The organism is Rhizobium sp. 01L410 (genome assembly GCF_056400165.1).
Map to the genome: position 1 here is coordinate 435,788 of NZ_JBFTST010000004.1, position 16,637 is coordinate 452,424.

12 protein-coding genes and 1 tRNA gene are annotated in these 16,637 nt (G+C 58.9%); 6 read left to right on the forward strand and 7 right to left on the reverse strand.

Annotation, left to right across the window (positions count from 1 at the left end):
• Positions 1–85: 85 nt before the first annotated feature.
• From AC1DV9_RS11825 to AC1DV9_RS11835, 3 genes are all read left to right on the forward strand, one after another.
• Positions 86–295, forward strand: a complete 210-nt coding sequence (locus AC1DV9_RS11825; RefSeq protein ID WP_112386110.1) for a hypothetical protein — start codon at positions 86–88, stop codon at positions 293–295.
• Between the two features lie 164 nt (positions 296–459).
• Positions 460–747 carry a hypothetical protein gene (locus tag AC1DV9_RS11830; RefSeq protein WP_112386109.1) on the forward strand — a complete coding sequence of 96 codons (288 nt, stop codon included), beginning with the start codon at positions 460–462 and terminating at the stop codon, positions 745–747.
• Positions 748–1,842: 1,095 nt separating this feature from the next.
• Positions 1,843–2,655 carry a hypothetical protein gene (locus AC1DV9_RS11835; RefSeq protein ID WP_477947932.1) on the forward strand — a complete coding sequence of 271 codons (813 nt, stop codon included), beginning with the start codon at positions 1,843–1,845 and terminating at the stop codon, positions 2,653–2,655.
• Positions 2,656–2,946: 291 nt separating this feature from the next.
• On the opposite strand, the gene AC1DV9_RS11840 is transcribed toward AC1DV9_RS11835, so the two are convergent.
• From AC1DV9_RS11840 to AC1DV9_RS11850, 3 genes are all read right to left on the reverse strand, one after another.
• Positions 2,947–4,350: a GDSL-type esterase/lipase family protein gene (locus AC1DV9_RS11840; protein WP_477947934.1), complete on the reverse strand. Its 1,404-nt coding sequence runs from the start codon at positions 4,348–4,350 to the stop codon at positions 2,947–2,949.
• 544 nt (positions 4,351–4,894) lie between these two features.
• Positions 4,895–4,979: transfer RNA gene (locus AC1DV9_RS11845), tRNA-Leu, on the reverse strand.
• A 118-nt stretch (positions 4,980–5,097) separates the two neighbouring features.
• Complete coding sequence (locus AC1DV9_RS11850) at positions 5,098–6,393, reverse strand: MFS transporter (RefSeq protein ID WP_112517680.1); 1,296 nt, start codon at positions 6,391–6,393, stop codon at positions 5,098–5,100.
• Between the two features lie 126 nt (positions 6,394–6,519).
• On the opposite strand from AC1DV9_RS11850, the gene AC1DV9_RS11855 reads away from it, so the two are divergent.
• Complete coding sequence (locus AC1DV9_RS11855) at positions 6,520–7,107, forward strand: TetR/AcrR family transcriptional regulator (RefSeq protein WP_112386107.1); 588 nt, start codon at positions 6,520–6,522, stop codon at positions 7,105–7,107.
• Between the two features lie 19 nt (positions 7,108–7,126).
• On the opposite strand, the gene AC1DV9_RS11860 is transcribed toward AC1DV9_RS11855, so the two are convergent.
• Positions 7,127–8,107 carry an aldo/keto reductase gene (locus AC1DV9_RS11860; protein ID WP_477947936.1) on the reverse strand — a complete coding sequence of 327 codons (981 nt, stop codon included), beginning with the start codon at positions 8,105–8,107 and terminating at the stop codon, positions 7,127–7,129.
• A 167-nt stretch (positions 8,108–8,274) separates the two neighbouring features.
• On the opposite strand from AC1DV9_RS11860, the gene AC1DV9_RS11865 reads away from it, so the two are divergent.
• Positions 8,275–9,903 carry an AMP-binding protein gene (locus AC1DV9_RS11865; protein ID WP_477947938.1) on the forward strand — a complete coding sequence of 543 codons (1,629 nt, stop codon included), beginning with the start codon at positions 8,275–8,277 and terminating at the stop codon, positions 9,901–9,903.
• Here the strand turns inward: AC1DV9_RS11865 and AC1DV9_RS11870 are convergent.
• The 3 genes from AC1DV9_RS11870 to secA all read right to left on the reverse strand — a co-directional run bounded on the left by AC1DV9_RS11870 (position 9,900) and on the right by secA (position 15,472).
• Positions 9,900–11,177, reverse strand: coding sequence for a GNAT family N-acetyltransferase (locus AC1DV9_RS11870; RefSeq protein WP_477947940.1), 1,278 nt, complete (start codon positions 11,175–11,177; stop codon positions 9,900–9,902). The two genes, AC1DV9_RS11865 and AC1DV9_RS11870, sit on opposite strands and share 4 nt — an antisense overlap.
• Complete coding sequence (locus tag AC1DV9_RS11875) at positions 11,177–12,592, reverse strand: lipopolysaccharide biosynthesis protein (RefSeq protein WP_112539017.1); 1,416 nt, start codon at positions 12,590–12,592, stop codon at positions 11,177–11,179. Before AC1DV9_RS11875 ends, AC1DV9_RS11870 begins: the two co-directional genes overlap by 1 nt.
• A 165-nt stretch (positions 12,593–12,757) precedes the next feature.
• Entirely contained in the window at positions 12,758–15,472 is a 2,715-nt protein-coding gene (gene secA / locus AC1DV9_RS11880; protein WP_477947942.1) for a preprotein translocase subunit SecA, read from the reverse strand.
• A gap of 250 nt (positions 15,473–15,722) precedes the next feature.
• On the opposite strand from secA, the gene AC1DV9_RS11885 reads away from it, so the two are divergent.
• Positions 15,723–16,610, forward strand: a complete 888-nt coding sequence (locus tag AC1DV9_RS11885) for a peptidylprolyl isomerase (RefSeq protein WP_112386101.1) — start codon at positions 15,723–15,725, stop codon at positions 16,608–16,610.
• Positions 16,611–16,637: the final 27 nt, after the last annotated feature.

Below are 16,637 nucleotides of genomic sequence, written 5' to 3' on the forward strand. Positions count from 1 at the left end.
CAAGGTTGCAACAGCCTGAAGCCAGTTTCGGCGCTCAATATGAGCTCGCACTAAAACAGTCGATGCCATCTCATTGGAGAATTCCATGCGAGAATTAGGAACTGTTGCGGCGGCCGCCAGCCACTACTGCGATGATACTGTCGAATTCGGCTATGTCAGAGAGGTCTTTCTCGAGGATGAGGCCTGCTGGGGCGTCTTCGACGCCGACGGCGACGTCATCTTCGTTGGCGATGATCTCGATGAATGCCGCTCCTTCGCTGCGAAGGAAGAGATACGGATACAGCTGATCCACTAGAGACGGCACCGTGCAGCGTTTTTGCCGCTGGCCTGTTATGAGGCGCCGGTAACCGAATTGCCGTGTAATTTTGCAAAAAATACGAATCCGGCCGCTTTTTTGAGGGTGTTCGCCAAATATGTGCTAAGGGCCCCTCAGAAACTTAAAACAGGCCTTTTACAATTATGATCGAACTTACCCCCGCCCTCATCTCTGCGCTGAAGCTTGCCAAGGACGGCGACCTTCATCCCCAGGCCACGAACAAGTGGACTCATGAGAACGCCACCGTGACCTACGCAAAGAACGACCGGTGGAAAGAGCGTCCGCAGAAGATCAAGTCCGTGACGCCGAAGTCGATCGAAGAACTGAGCGGATCCGGCCTCATCGAGCGCCGCAACCTCGACACCGACGCCGCCAAGGATGTCTACGGCATCACCATGGCCGGTAAGATGTGGCTGCTGAAGAACAAGTAGGCGCAGACGGTTCGGCAGGCTTCGCCGGCACGCTACGGGACGCAGCCCTGAGGGCTGCTTTTCCGGGAGGTGGTGCCCCATGCCGTTGCAGAATATTGCGGCATTTTCAAAATACTTAGACACTCGAGGCGGGTTTGGATGTCCTCTGAACTCGTTCGTCCGGTTACTGCAGGACAATAAAGTATAAAGCGCTAATCACACTACTCGGCAAACGGCCGCCCAATTGCCGGGGCAATTGGGCTCTTAGAACCATGCCTTGTTGTCTAGCACAGCCTTCATAGCTTTTGCTGCGTCCGATCGCTCCTCTTGGGTGGAAAGGGCAGAGCGCGAGGTGACATATAGTGGGTCGGCGGCTCGCATCAATTCGCCTAGCACGACGGTTCTAATCGTCGGCTGGCTGCCGTATCTGGCCTGCAGGTCGCTTCCTTGTAGCCGCTGTAAGGCCCAATTCAGATTTGCGAGCTGTGGCTCCGAAAGCGCATCATTTCGGAACCTCAAGGATGCATTGAAGGTTGCGCTGCCGACACGCTCACTGGCGTCGAGCCTGTGATGCACTCCCCCGCCCGAAACATACTTGCTAGCGATCCCTATGGCTAGGAATACCGTCAGTACACACAATTTCCACCAGATTGCGAACGGGATCTGCCTAGGCCTCATCGTCGCCTCGATTTGCTGAAAACATATTTCCATCTTGTCCAGCAGCAAAAAAACGGCGCCGAGCAACTCGTCGTTGACTGTGTAGGAATTTTATCGCTTAGCGAGATTTAGTTCCAGCTACAGCAACATCCTTGGTATTGCAACCGCTTTCAGATGCGATCACGACTTGTGTCGCATGACTCTCGCCGTCCGTTGTGATGACTTCCATCTGCCAGCACGTCATGGCGGGCCGCGTTGGCCTGTGAATGGCTCGTCTGGCAGGCTGCTGATGCCGGATCCGAGCGTCTTGACTTGCTTCTGTGCCCAATGAGCGACCCGCTTTGATATGCCACAGGTTGCCGGTCGATGTGAGCTGGTCATGGGGAAAGAAGTGGATCTCGGTTTTCACTGGGAGCCGTAACGTTGCGGAAATTGGGTTCCTGTGGTAACCGGGCTTGCATGAAAAAGAGCTATATTGTTATCGGCTGTCTCTTAGCCGCGGTCGCTGGTAGCGGCGCTTGGGCTGTTGTGGCTAGGCAAGAAGTTTCCCTCTTGAAGACCGAGGTGAAAAAACTGTACGCCTACCGTTACCGTTCTCAATCTCAGATTGACTCGGCACGCATAGAAATCATTCCAGAGAACAATCCGTACCTGGAGAAGATCAGTGAAATCCGGCGCGTTAAGAAGTCGTCGGCCTCCATGGACGCTATGTGGTCTCGACTTGAGCCGATGGCTGCCACTTATCACCGATATGGAGACCGAAGAGATCTTGCAATCGGAGCTATGCTGGTTGTCGCTGGCTTTTATGATTTCGGCAACCCGGCCCCTAATGATGCAAAAGTCGGATGTGTTTCTATCAACCAGGAAACCAACTTCACATCTATTGGAGACCTTTCCTTCACGGCGATGACGAAAAGCGATATCGGCTGTTGTACCGACTTCACATTGATGCTCGCTTCGTTCTTAGATCATCTCGATTTCGATACTGAAGCCGTTATCAATGCCGGTCACCAAGCAGTAAAGGTGACGATCGACGGCAGAGAGCATTTCCTCGACTCTAACAACCTGCTTTTTGCTCAGGATTTCTTTGGCGGGAACGATCGAGAGATGCATTACTTTACGCCTTACGCCGAGACACGTACTCCCCCATCGCAGCATTATGTGATGACCTCCATGGCATTTTCTATCGAGGGGTTCGGGAAGGAAGATTGGAAGGTTAACTCCCTCGATAAGCACTACCGGCTATTCGATGCCGAGTTTCTGATTGACTAACGTCCAGTACCCGACAACTGAGGGGAAATATCGCTCTTCGAGGCGATGTCAGGCGACAGGCAAATTCCAGATCGTTTGTCGTGTTGATCCTGACGGCCACGGAGATGGAGCCGCGGCTTTGGAATTCTTGCGAGGACGGTCCGATAAAATCCCGGACAATTCGTCATGCCGCTCCCGTCCACATTTTGGCTGAAGTCGGCATGAGGAAAGACATCCTCATTGTCGCACTGAGGAAAAGAAAAAAAGCCCATCCGCGTTGGTTTCGCTCGGCGCTCGGAAAACGCTGTCCGGTTAATATGCGAGCGACTTGATCTTGCTGGCGTTGGAAGACAATGTCTTCCACCCTTCCGCGGAAAGGTCAGGCGCCGAATTGGGGTCAAGGTATTGAACCGAGTTCTCGTATCGGCGTGACGGGAACAATTGCGAAGGCGAATAGGCGGCAGCGCCAACAGATGCGGTCACAGTCACTGGCTGAGCTCCGATCTCAATCTCTTTCGATCGAATCGTCTTCATGTTGCTCTCGTAGGCCGCCGGCGTGACCGGCGCGTAGTAATCGTTCGTCCCCGCAAGGTTGATGACGACTATGGGCGCTTCGGGCGCCACATCAGTCGCGAACCGGGCAATCATCTGGTCTGTCCGGTTGCCGCCGATACCCTTGGCAATCACAGTGGCGCCGGTCAACCGAGCCGCGATCCTTGCGGCAATCGCCGAGTTGGGAGTAACCCAACTATCCCCAAACAGGACCACCTTGCCACTGTTTAGGTCGATCGGGGCTCCTACAACACGATGGAATTCGATTTGTCCCGCGCGGAATGTCCACGCTGCGCCACCATCGACCTCGATGCGAGGTCTAACCGGTTTGCTGCCCGCTGACGAGAACGGAATTTCAATCAGGTAGTTTGCGCTACACCCCACGATGGTCTTGGATCCGACAACAACTTCGCTGCCATCGGGTTGTATCTCATCGATGAAGATTTTGACGGTGTTCATGCCGCCAGCGCGATCCCCCGTGTTCAAAACTGTCTTGAGGATATAGTCGCCGCCTGCAGGGGTATATGCGACTGCAGCTCGGGCGCCTCCAGCTAGAGAGCCGCTGAGGTTGGCAGATCTGTCGTTATTAGCGACGTTTCCATCTGGGTAAGAATAGCTATCCACGGGCGTGTAGTCGATAGCTGCGCCACCGATCGAAACCCATGACGCAGTGTCCCGGTAAACCTTCTCGATTTCGCGCTTTCGACCGAAGACAGGATCGGCCAACTGTCGAATGATGTAATCCGCCACAACCGCGCCGCCATTGACGTTCGGGTGAGCGTCATTGACGTAGGCGTTGCTTATTGTCGCCCCAGCGCGAATGGCCTCAAGAGGCCGGTCCGCTGTGATGCTTGTCGGGCTCGAAGAGCGAATGCGGAAAGAATACCATTCATTGTTTGCGGCCATGTAAGCCGCGAGGATGCCATCGCTCAGACCGAAGTTCCCGTCCACCGGTATGGCTGTCGCTCCCGCAGGAACGTCCGCAGTGGCCACGTGATTTGAGACTTTTCCAAAATCTTTCGAGGTCCAGCCGACGCCCAAGAGGGCGCCGAAATGCATATCCACGACAAGCGTGGTACCCGTGGGCTTGAGCCCGGCAGAAGCAAGCGTCACAACTAGCGCCGCAAAAAGAATCTTTAAAGTTGAAAACTTTCTAGAATGCATGCCTTCGCGTATAGGGATGCAACCGAATAAGTGCAATCAAAAGTCGTTTTATTATTGGTGTTATGCGTTAATTTTTCCCGCTTTTAATTGTAGGCTCTGGCGTATCAATCAGAAGGTGCTTTTGGCGCTGCTAGGCGGCTTGCTTCCATTGCCAATATTTGCAGGGTCAAAAAGAGGCTCTAAATACTCGCCGCCTTGGCGAGCCTTCCAGTATGCAGAGCTCCTAACTGATAGATGGCGGGAGAGTGTCCGTATCAGCCTGCATGATGCCCGCAGCATTACCGGTTGGCTTGATCCGCATACTTGATCGCGCTACGCAGGGGTGCTCCTGACGCGAAACATGGCGCCTTCGCGAGAACGCTCCTCCAAGATAGCAAGGCGACCCGTTCGGGTGGTTATCCGCTCCCTGCAGCGTAAACCTCGCGGGTCGGCGTCAAAAATTCAGCTGGCTGCAGAGCAGAACAAGAAAAATTTTCCGTTCGCTCAGTTGTAGTGCGGGGAATATCGTGAATTCCGCAGTGAAATCAAAGGCCGCAAAGTAAAGTGGTGCCCCATGCCGGAGTCGAACCAGCACTTCTTTCGAAACTCGATTTTGAGTCGAGCGCGTCTACCAATTCCGCCAATGGGGCAACGGATACCGACGGGCGGGTGTCTAACATGCGATTGCCCGCGCATGCAAGACGGCGGGCGGGTTATCCGGCTGATTTGATATGGCTTCCGGCGCAAATGCGCCGGAAGCCATTTTCGTTAATGGGCGACGGCGGATCCGGCGCTGCCAAGGCCCGGCTTCTTCAGGGTGATCGCCAGGATCGAGGCGAGCAGGCAGAAGGCGCCGGCGATGAAGAAGGCCGGAAGATAGCTCTGAAGCTCGGTGCGCGACAGGCCGGCGCCGTAGGCGGCGGTTGCTGCGCCCAGCTGATGGCCCGCGAAGACCCAGCCGAAGACCAGGCCGACCTTCTCCTTGCCGAAGCGATCGGCGGCGATCTTGACGGTCGGCGGCACCGTGGCGATCCAGTCGAGGCCGTAGAAGACGGCGAAGATCGACAGGCCGTAGAAGGTGAAGTTGCTGAAGGGCAGGAAGAGCAGCGAGAGGCCGCGGAGGCCATAGTACCAGAACAGCAGCCAGCGATTGTCAAAACGGTCGGAGAGCCAGCCGGAACCGATCGTGCCGAAGAAGTCGAAGATGCCCATGACGGCCAGAACACTGGCGGCTGCGACCGGAAGGATACCGAAATCACCGCAGAGCGTGACGAAATGCGTCTGGATCAAGCCGTTGGTGCTGAGGCCGCAGATGAAGAAAGTGGCAAACAGGATCCAGAAGGTCGAGGTTCCCGAAATCTCCTTGAGGACGACAAGCGGCATCTTCAGGGCGTCGATCAGCGTGCCGCGGGCGGGCGCCGCCGTCACGTGTGCCTCGCCGACAGACGGCAGGTTCAGGTCGGATGGCCGGTCGCGCATGAAAAGAAGGACGACGAGGGCGGCGACCATGATCATGGCGCAGACGAAGAAGACCGTCGAGCGCCAGCCGAAGCGCTCGGTCAGCTCCGCCATCAGCGGCAGGAAGACGAGCTGGCCGGTGGCCGAGCTGGCCGAGAGCATGCCCACGACGAGGCCGCGATGCTTGGTGAACCAGCGGGCCGAGACCGTCGCGGCAAGGACCATGGCGGTGAGGCCGGTGCCGAAACCGACGACGATGCCCCAGAGCACCAGCAGCTGCCAGAGCGAGGTCATGAACAGCGAGCCGATAAAGCCCGCGCCGATCAGGCCGAGGGCGAAGACGATGACCTTGCGGACGCCGAAGTAATTCATGAAGGCGGCGGCGAACGGACCCATCAGGCCGAAGAGGATGAGGCGGATCGCTAGGGCAGAGGAAATCTGCGAGGTCTCCCAGCCGAATTCGTCCTGTAGCGGCTTGATGAGAACGCCGGGTGCGCCCATGGCGCCTGCTGTCACCAGCATGGTCAGGAAGGTAGCGGCGACGATGATCCATCCATAGTGAATGTTTCGCCGGGCGAGGGTAGAGGCTAGCGCTGTGGATACCATGGGGCGTGTTCCATTTATCGAGCTGATCAATACATCACCGATTTAGATGATGACCATCATATTTGTTGCGTATTGATGATCGGCATCATATAAATTGTCAAGCGACCAATTTCAGGAATTGTTTTGATGCGTGTCAGCCGCGAAAAATTTGCCGAAAACCGTGAGAAGATCATCCAGGCGGCGGGTGTGATGTTTCGCGAGAACGGCTTCGACGGCGTTGGTGTTGCCGACATCATGAAGGCCTGCGGGCTGACGCATGGCGGTTTCTACGGCCACTTTCAGTCGAAGGACGAATTGCAGATCGAGGTCAGCCGCGCGCTGGTCGCGCGGGTTGAAGTGCGCTGGAAGGAGCTGATCGCGCAGTCTCCTGATCGGCCGCTGGAGGCGCTGGTCGAGCACTATGTCTCCTGGCGGGCCGTCGATGATCCCGGCAACAGCTGTGTCTTCGTCTCGCTGATGGACGAGGTCGGGCGAAGCACTGGCGCGGTACGCGAAATTTTCAACGATGGCTTCGAGAAGCTTGCGGCAATCCTGGCTGAAGTCGTCCCCGGCGACACGCCAGAAGAACGGCGCAAGAACGGCTTTACCACGCTGTCGTCGATGATGGGGGCGGTCAGCCTGGCGCGGGCCGTCCAGAGCCGCGAACTGGCGGCGCAATTCCTCTCGTCGATGCGTGAAAAGCTGGCGCCGAAATCGGCGCCGCTCAAGGTTTGAGACGGCGCCGGCCGTTTGCTTACTTGAAGCCTTCGACGCGGTGGGGAATATAGGGCTCTTCGAGGGCTGCGATCTCTTCCGGCGTGAGCTTGACCGCCAACGCGGCGACGGCATCGCTCAAATGACCCGGCCGCGAGGCGCCAATGATAGGAGCGGTGATGGCGCTCTTCTGCAGGATCCAGGCCGTTGCGATCTGCGCGCGCGGCACGCCGTGTTCCTTGGCCAGCCGGCCGACGGTGTCGATGATCTTGCGGTCGGATTCTTCGGCCTGGCGGTAGAGCGTCTTTCCGAATTCGTCGCTTTCGGTACGGGCCGTCTTTTCATCCCAGTCGCGCGTCAGCCGGCCGCGGGCAAGCGGGCTCCACGGGATGACGGCGATCTTCTGGTCCTCGCAGAAGGGCAGCATTTCCCGCTCTTCCTCCCGGTAGAGAAGATTGACGTGGTCCTGCATGCTGACGAACTCCGTCCAGCCTTTGAGGCGCGACGTGTAGACCATCTTGGCGAACTGCCAGGCATGCATCGAGGAGGCGCCGATATAGCGGGCCTTGCCTGCCTTGACGACGTCATGCAGTGCCTCGAGCGTCTCCTCGATCGGCGTCGAATAGTCGAGGCGATGGATCTGGTAGAGATCGACATAGTCGGTGCCAAGGCGGCGGAGACTGTTGTCGATCTCGTCGAAGATCGCCTTGCGCGACAGGCCGGCGCCGTTCGGGCCGGGGCGCATGCGGTTGAAGACCTTGGTGGCGAGCACAATGTCTTCACGCTTGGAAAAGCTCTTGATCGCCCGGCCGACGATTTCTTCGGATGAGCCGTCGGAATAGGTGTTGGCGGTGTCGAGGAAGTTGATGCCGAGATCGATCGCCTGCTTGAGGATCGTGCGGCTCTCCTCTTCGCCGAGCGTCCATGCGTGGTTGCCGCGGCCGGGATCGCCGAAGGTCATGCATCCCAGGCATATTTTCGACACTTCGAGGCCGGTCTTGCCGAGTTTTACATAATCCATTGAAATGACTCCGTGATTGAATAAACGCCGCCGCCTGCCGGATAATCTAGGGCGAATCCGGGCGAAGTGTCAGCAGGCTGCGGGCAGAAATTCGCAGTGCCCGGCCACCCGCTTGCGCTTCGGTGCTACAGGGTGTTAGCTGGTGCAGCATCGACTGGACCTGACCTATGAAATTGCCCGACTTCGATCGGTACGACGATCTCTACCGTGAATTTGCGTGGGACATTCCAGGTGATTTCAATATCGGCCGGGCGGTCAGCGACGATTGGGCTGCGAAAGAGCCTAGCAGGACCTGTCTCGAACATTTCAACCCTGACGGCCGCCATCAAGCGATGAGCTATGGTGAGCTTTCTCAGAGGTCGGCGTCACTCGCCAACGCGCTGGTTTCGCTCGGTATCCGGCGCGGCGATCGCGTGGCATTGCTGCTGCCGCAATCTTTCGAGACGGTCATTTCGCATGTCGCGATCTACAAGATGGGCGCCATCGCGCTGCCACTGGCGCTGCTTTTCGGTGTCGAGGCGCTGGAATACCGGCTGAAGACGGCAGGCGCATCGGTTGTAATCACCAATGCCTTCGGGATGACACGGATCGCGGAAATCCGCGACCGGCTTCCCGAACTGAAGACGGTCATTTCGATCGACGGCGGAGAAGCACTGTCCTTCTCGGATCTGGTCGCAACGCATTCGCCTGTCTTCGAGGTTGCCGAGACCGGGCCTGACGATCCGGCGTTGATGATCTTCACCTCGGGCACGACTGGTCCGCCGAAAGGCGCACTGCATGGCCATCGCGTGCTCGCGGGCCATGTTCCGGGCATGCAGTTTGCCCATGAGGGGTTCCCGCAGGCGGGAGACAAGGTGTGGACGCCATCCGACTGGGCTTGGGCGGGCGGATTGCTGAATGCGCTGCTGCCAAGCCTGCTGCTCGGCGTGCCCGTGGTTTCATCGCCGGCCCAGAAATTCGATGCGGATACGGCCTACCGGATCATGGCGGAGATGCATGTGCGCAACGCCTTCATCCCACCGACGGCGCTCAGGCTATTGAAGGCTGGCGGCGATCTGCACCGGAAATACCATCTTGATCTGCGCACGATCGGTTCGGCGGGCGAGTCTCTCGGCCGCGAGACCTATAACTGGGTGCGCGATGCGCTGGGAATGACCGTCAACGAATTCTACGGTCAGACCGAGTGCAATTTCGTCATCTCCTCGAGTGCCGCCGCCGGCGTTTCGAAGGCGGGGGCGATCGGGCGGCCAGCGCCGGGGCATCGTGTTGCCATCGTCGATGACAAAGGCAACGAGCTGCCGGTAGGGCAGACCGGGCAGATCGGTGTCAAGGCGCCGGATCCGGTGATGTTTCTCGGCTACTGGAACGATGAGGACGCGACGGAGCGCAAGTTCGCCAACGGCTGGCTGCTGACAGGAGATCTGGGGCATCAGGATGAAGAAGGCTTCATCGCCTTCGAGGGCCGCGACGACGATGTCATCACCTCCTCCGGATACCGGATCGGGCCGGCGGAGATCGAGGATTGTCTGTCCGGCCACCCCGCGGTGCAGCTGGCGGCGGCGGTCGGCAAGCCGGACCCGGTCCGCACCGAGATCGTCAAGGCCTATGTCGTGCTATCACAGGGTTTTGCGCCGAGCGCGGAACTTGCCGCCGAAATCCGCGACTGGGTGAAGATGCGGCTCTCGATGCACGAATATCCGCGTGAAGTGGAATTCGTCGATGCGCTGCCCTTGACGACGACTGGCAAGGTGATCCGGCGGACGCTGCGGGAGCGCGCCGCCGCAAAGACCGCCTAGCCGCGTCCGGCCAGCGACATGATCTTGGCGCGCAGCATTTTCGCCATGTTGCGGGTGTTGCTGTACATGTGCAACTGGGTTGCTGCCTGACGCACATCCCGGTCGCCGTTCTGCGACAGGCCGATGACCAGCGTTCCCATCTCTTCGCGCTCCTTCCAGAAGCGGCTCATGATCGGGTGGCCCGGAATGGCGCAGGAATCGGACCTGATGATGTTGGCGTCGTCGAGATGCCATTCAGTCAGCTCGCCCACTAGCAGCTTGCCGGGCGAATAGCGGGCAAACTCCTCGTCATAGGCGGTTTTCCAAGTGTAGGCTTCGCCGCCCATCATCAGCACGACGATGGCGGCAATCGCCTTGCCGTTGAAATCGATGGTGTGAATACGGACCGCGTCGATGGCTGCCAGATTGGAGACGGCTTCGCGGGCGAAGGCGGTGTGGTAGCGGTCGGTGGCGAGCGCGCTGCGCTTCTTGCCCTTCCATCCGCCGGCTTCCATGGCGAGAAACTGTTCGAAGCGCATATGCACGTCGCGCGGCTGGCGGGCGACGCTGTAGGTCACCGTGCCCTTGTCTTCGAGAAGCCGCCATTGCCGGCGCATCTCGCGCATGTGCGACGAGGATACGGAGCTTGTGAGATAGACGGCGGCGTCTTCCTCGCTCTGCAGCATCGGACGCTCGAAGGGGTTGGTCATGGTGATCGGCAGGTTGCGGCTCAGCGCGACGGCTTTGACGAGCCGGGCGAAAATGCCGTTCAGCCGCAGATCCGGCAGGACCAGAATGGGGGGCAGCCTGAGATCGCGGATCGTCAGGCCCTCGAAGAGATTGTCGAGCGTCTCGGCAGCATCCTCGGCATCGACAAGCGGTGTTCCAAGCGGCGCGAAGCTGTTCGACCACGCACGGATGATCGACGGGCCGACGGCAAAGCCCGGCTTCTCGACGGAGAACGGCATCAGGAAGCGCATACGGCTGCGGTTGCCGCCGGTATCGCGCATCAGAGCGAAGCTGACCTGCCGGTCGTCGAGGCGCGGCATGGCGGGCGCCAGAAAGCGGCCGGTGAAGAAGACGTTCGGTTCGATCGCCCGGTTCGACAGGAAGTCGAGTTCATCCTGCAGCTCGTAGCCGAGCTTGCCGGGATAGACGCAAAGCTCGCGACCCGGGCGGCCGATCTCGACGCGGGCCTCGGCCTGCGGTCCCTCGAAATTCAGCGAGGCGAGCTCGTGAACCATTCGGTTGGTGGTAGCGTCGGTGGACTCGGTATTCGGAGGGGTGCGCACCATCAAGGGGCCTTCCTGTCTGCCTGCGCAGTCGCCGGGCGGCTGAATGCAAAAAGTACGATGCCAAGCGTGCGCCGCACAGCGATATGAAGAAGTGTTGCCTCGACGGCCATCGCCGATGCCGTGGCGATCGCGGTGCCGATGGTTCCGAGGTGGGGGATAAGGGTCAGGTTCAGCGTGATATTGGCCGTCAGCGCGCCGGCATAGAGGGCAGCGCAGAGGTTCTGCTTGCCTGCCATCATCAGCAGCATTTCGGCCGGACCAACCAGCGCCTTGGCAAGAATGCCGGCAAGCAGGATCGCCATCAGCACATAGCCAGCGGTGAAGGCTCCACCGAACAGCGATAGAAGCAGGTGGCCAGCGGCAAGGACCGCGAGGCCGACGCCAAGTGCCGGCCAGAACGTCCATCGCGCAGCGTCGGCGGCGGCAGAGGCGAGCTCGCCCCTCGTGCCGTCGGCGATGATGCTGGAGAAACGCGGGCCGGAGGCAGCCTTTACCGAAAACATGATGAACTGCACCAGCGCCATGGTTTTGGCTGCAGCGAAATATATTGCGACATCATGCGGCTCAAGGAAGATGCCGACGATGACGACATCGGAGTTGGTTAGCAGGAAGCTGGCACCCTCGATCAGAAAGATCGGGAAGGCGACGCTCAGCCAAACGATGAAATCAACCTTGCGGTCTCCGGTGTCGTAGTGGTGGCGCAGGCGCAGCAGCGTTGCGGCATATTGGCCAAGCGCCGTGACGTAGGTAGCGGCGAGGGCGGCCTGCATCGCCGTGACCGCGGTGTGATCGGCACCCATCGCGTTCGCGATGAGCATAAAGACGATAATCAGTACCGGCCGGATGATATAGATCGGGCTCAGGGCCATGACCGGCCAGTGATTGGCGCGCGAAGTGCCCTCCAGAACGTCGCCGAGCGCAATCATCGGCAGAGCGAGAAGGCCAAGGAAGCCGGGGATCAGATAGTAGGTCGCAATCCTGTCGCCAAAGAAATGCAGGCCTGCCATGCCAAACACCATCAGCAGCGAACCGGAAAGGATCGCGAAAATGCGGGCGGTGCCAGTCAGACCGCGGATTTCCTCGAAAGCGCCCGATGCCTTGTATTGCGGCAGAAAGCGAACGATCGCGGTGTGGAAACCGAGGCAGGAGAGATCACCGAAAAGAACGATCAGTACCCAGATGAAGACGTAGATGCCGTATTCCCACTCGCCCATCAGCCGCGCAAGAATGATCTGGGAAACGAAAGCAAGGGCGGCGCTGAGGATGCGGATTGCGAAGGCCGTCAGCGCCATACGCTGGGCGGTCGCCTTGCCATCCCGCTGGGTCAGCACGGCGGCAAGCATATGCAGAACCCGGCTGCCGGCGGGACGCAGGCTCGCGGGCAGCATTTTTTCCGCCGTCTCAATGACTGCCATAATGAACACGCACAACCCAGAACTCAGGCAAATCGTATCGTCAGTCTTGCCAGATCAGGGTTAAGAAACGGTTGTGGCGCGTCCGCGGCGCTTAATATCGCGGTTGTCTGTGCCGCAAAAGAAAATGCCGCCCGGAGGCGGCATCTTCATTGTCTATCCAAGCTCTTACGCTTCGGCAAATGCGCCGTGGCAGTGCTTGAACTTCTTGCCCGAGCCGCAAGGGCAGGCTTCGTTGCGGCCGACCTTGCCCCAGGTGGAGGGGTCGTTCGGGTCGCGGTTCTCGGGAGCGACGATGACTTCCGAAGCCTGGTAGGCCGTCGCAAATTCGTTCTCGCCGGTCGCCGGGTCGAGGTGCTGTGCATGCATGACCGGAAGTTCCGGTTCGGCAGGCGCCTGCTGGACCAGTTCGACGCGCATCAGCTGAGCCGTCACCGCCTGGCGAAGGTTGTTCAGCAGCGACTGGAAGAGCTCGAAGGCTTCCGACTTGTATTCCTGCAACGGATCGCGCTGCGCATAGCCACGGAAACCGATGACCGAGCGCAGGTGATCGAGATTGACGATGTGTTCGCGCCAGAGATGGTCGAGCGTCTGCATGACGATCGAGCGCTCGACATAGCGCATGATGTCATCACCGAAGCGTTCGGCCTTTTCCGTGAAGGCGGCGTTGGAGGCTTCGGTCAGGCGCTCGCGGATATCGTCTTCGCCGATACCTTCTTCCTTGACCCAGTCTTCGACGGGCAGATCAAGGTTCAGCAGGCTGACGACCTGTTCCTTCAGGCCGGCAGCATCCCACTGTTCGGCATAGGCGCGTTCCGGAATATGCTTTTCTACGAGGTCTTCGATGACTTCGCGGCGCATGTCCGAAACGGTCTCGGCGATATTGGCCGATTCCATCAGCTCCAGGCGCTGGTCGAAAATGACCTTGCGCTGGTCGTTCAGAACGTCGTCATACTTGAGCAGGTTTTTGCGGATGTCGAAGTTGCGGGCTTCGACCTTCTTCTGGGCGCGCTCGAGGGCCTTGTTGATCCAGGGATGGACGATCGCTTCGCCTTCCTTGAGGCCGAGCTTCGTCAGCATCGAATCCATGCGGTCGGAGCCGAAGATGCGCATCAGGTCGTCCTGAAGCGACAGGTAGAACTTCGAACGGCCAGGGTCGCCCTGGCGGCCGGAACGGCCACGCAGCTGGTTGTCGATACGGCGGCTTTCGTGACGCTCTGTCGCGATGACGTAGAGACCGCCTGCGGCAATCGCCTTTTCCTTGAGCTGCTTGATCTCTTCGCGGATCGCCTCGACCTTCGCGTCGTATTCCGGGCCGGGCTCGACGCCATCGAGCTCGCGCTCGACACGCATGTCGAGATTGCCGCCGAGCTGAATGTCGGTACCGCGGCCGGCCATGTTGGTGGCGATCGTAACGGCGCCGGGAACGCCGGCCTGTGCGACGATATAGGCTTCCTGCTCATGATAGCGGGCGTTGAGGACCTGAAAGTCCTTGAAGCCCTGCTTGCGCATCATGTCGGCCAGCAGTTCGGACTTCTCGATCGAGGTGGTACCGACCAGAACGGGCTGGTTGCGCTTTTGCGCCTCGGCGATCTCGGCGATGATCGCCTTGAACTTCTCTTCGAAGGTCCGGTAGACCTCGTCGTCTTCGTCGATACGCTGGATCGGCAGGTTGGTCGGTACTTCGACGACTTCAAGGCCGTAGATGTTGCCGAATTCTTCCGCTTCCGTCTGCGCCGTACCGGTCATGCCGGCGAGCTTGCCGTACATGCGGAAATAATTCTGGAACGTGATCTGCGCCAGTGTCTGGTTCTCAGGCTGGATCTTGACCTTTTCCTTGGCTTCGAGCGCCTGGTGCTGGCCTTCCGAATAACGGCGTCCCGGCATCATGCGGCCGGTGAATTCGTCGATGATAACGATCTCGTCGTTGCGGACGATATAGTCCTTGTCGCGCTGGAACAGCTTGTGGGCCTTCAGCGCGTTGTTGACGTGGTGGACGATCGCGACGTTTTCGATGTCGTAGAGTGCGTTGCCCTTGAGCAGGCCAGCCTGCTTCAGCAGGTTCTCAAGCTTTTCGGTGCCTTCTTCGGAAAAATTGGCAGAACGCTGCTTTTCGTCGATCTCATAGTCGCCGTCCGAGAGGAGCGGGATATAGGCATCGATCGTGTTGTAGAGATCGGAGCGGTCGTCCAGCGGACCGGAGATGATCAGCGGCGTGCGCGCTTCATCGACGAGGATCGAGTCCACTTCGTCGACGATCGCGAAGTTATGGCCGCGCTGAACCATCTGGTTCTTCTCGTACTTCATGTTATCGCGCAGATAATCGAAGCCGAGCTCGTTGTTGGTCGCGTAGGTGATGTCGCAGCCATAGGCGGCGGCGCGTTCCTCGTCGGAAAGGCCGTGGACGATGACGCCCGTGGTCAGCCCGAGGAAGCCGTAGACCTTGCCCATGGTCGCCGCGTCGCGCTGCGCCAGATAGTCGTTGACGGTGACGACGTGCACGCCCTTGCCGGAAAGCGCGTTCAGATAAACCGGCAGGGTTGCGACCAGTGTCTTACCTTCACCAGTCTTCATCTCTGCGATATCGCCGGAGTGAAGGATCATGCCGCCGACGAGCTGTACGTCAAAAGGTCGCATGCCGAGTACACGGCGCGAGGCCTCGCGGACGACCGCGAAGGCGGGCACCAGGATGTCGTCGAGCGTCTTGCCTTCGGCGAGGAGCTTGCGGAACTCGACCGTCTGAGCGGCGAGCTGTTCGTCGCTCAATGCCCGCGTCTTTTCTTCAATCGCATTGATGTCTGCGACTTTCGGCTGGAAAGACCGCACGCGGCGGTCATTGGCAGAGCCAAATATCTTGCGGGCAAGGCCGCCAAAGCTGACCATATGACTGGTCCTTTCTCAATATTCTTCCCCGGCTTTTCTTATACGAATGCCCAGCCGAAAATCAGGCACGCGTCTCGAAACGCCAGGAAACTTTTCTGGACGCGAGGTTGCGTGACAGATAAGAGGGGGGTCGAATGATGTCAACGGATTTGGCTGATATAGAAAGGCCACATTCCAGTGTTGAACGCTGTTTTGGGCTGGATTCACACATGATGCTGAAGCCGGCGGTGTAACTCTGAAAGGTTATTTGATGTTGAGCTACAACAAACTTGCCGTGATGGCGGTCGCGACCTTCGTTGCGTTCCATGCGCCGGTCTATGCTGAAGACAAGCCGGATGCCGTCATTGCCAAGGTTGGCACTCTGGAAATTCATCAGTCGGAACTGGATCTGGCGATCGCCAATCTCGATCCGCAGCTGGCCCAGCTGCCTGACGATCAGAAGAAGGTCGCAGCGCTGTCCGCCGCCATCGACGTAAAGCTGCTCGCCGGCGATGCCGCCACGGAAAAGCTAGATCAGACCGACGAGTTCAAGAAGCGCCTTCAGTATCTGACGGACCGCGAACTGCACAACGCCTACTTCAAGAAGCATGTTGTCGACACCGTCACCGATGACGAAGTGAAGGCGCGCTACGACAAGGAAGTCGCCGCTCTTCCGAAGCAGGAAGAAGTCCACGCCCGCCACATCCTGGTGAAGACCGAGGACGAAGCCAAGGACGTCATCAAGCAGCTCGACGCCGGCAAGGATTTCGCAGAGCTCGCCAAGGAAAAGTCCACCGACCCGAACAAGGCTGACGGCGGCGATCTCGGCTATTTCACCAAGGGCCGCATGGTCAAGGAATTCGAAGACGCAGCCTTCGCGCTCGACAAGGGAACCTACTCGAAGACCCCTGTGAAGACCGATTTCGGCTATCACGTCATCAAGGTCGAAGATAAGCGCGACGCACCTCCGCCGCCGTTCGACCAGGTCAAGGATCAGGTTCGTCAGCTCGTCATGCGCGACAAGTATCTTGCTCTTCTCGCTTCCGCGAAGGAAAAGTCCAAGGTCGATATCATGGACGAAACCCTGCGCAAGGGTTACGAGGATGCGAACAAGCAGCCGGCGCCGGGTCAAGAGCCCGTCGTTCAGCCGCAGCAGTAATCATCACTATTCGGGCCCGGTTCTTCC

Bases quoted from the DNA above. Each gene is read 5' to 3' on its own strand.
- AC1DV9_RS11825 (WP_112386110.1), top strand. From the start codon at position 86: ATGCGAGAATTAGGAACTGTTGCGGCGGCCGCCAGCCACTACTGCGAT.
- AC1DV9_RS11830 (WP_112386109.1), top strand. From the start codon at position 460: ATGATCGAACTTACCCCCGCCCTCATCTCTGCGCTGAAGCTTGCCAAG.
- AC1DV9_RS11835 (WP_477947932.1), top strand. From the start codon at position 1,843: ATGAAAAAGAGCTATATTGTTATCGGCTGTCTCTTAGCCGCGGTCGCT.
- AC1DV9_RS11840 (WP_477947934.1), bottom strand. From the start codon at position 4,350: ATGCATTCTAGAAAGTTTTCAACTTTAAAGATTCTTTTTGCGGCGCTA.
- AC1DV9_RS11850 (WP_112517680.1), bottom strand. From the start codon at position 6,393: ATGGTATCCACAGCGCTAGCCTCTACCCTCGCCCGGCGAAACATTCAC.
- AC1DV9_RS11855 (WP_112386107.1), top strand. From the start codon at position 6,520: ATGCGTGTCAGCCGCGAAAAATTTGCCGAAAACCGTGAGAAGATCATC.
- AC1DV9_RS11860 (WP_477947936.1), bottom strand. From the start codon at position 8,107: ATGGATTATGTAAAACTCGGCAAGACCGGCCTCGAAGTGTCGAAAATA.
- AC1DV9_RS11865 (WP_477947938.1), top strand. From the start codon at position 8,275: ATGAAATTGCCCGACTTCGATCGGTACGACGATCTCTACCGTGAATTT.
- AC1DV9_RS11870 (WP_477947940.1), bottom strand. From the start codon at position 11,177: ATGGTGCGCACCCCTCCGAATACCGAGTCCACCGACGCTACCACCAAC.
- AC1DV9_RS11875 (WP_112539017.1), bottom strand. From the start codon at position 12,592: ATGGCAGTCATTGAGACGGCGGAAAAAATGCTGCCCGCGAGCCTGCGT.
- secA (WP_477947942.1), bottom strand. From the start codon at position 15,472: ATGGTCAGCTTTGGCGGCCTTGCCCGCAAGATATTTGGCTCTGCCAAT.
- AC1DV9_RS11885 (WP_112386101.1), top strand. From the start codon at position 15,723: ATGTTGAGCTACAACAAACTTGCCGTGATGGCGGTCGCGACCTTCGTT.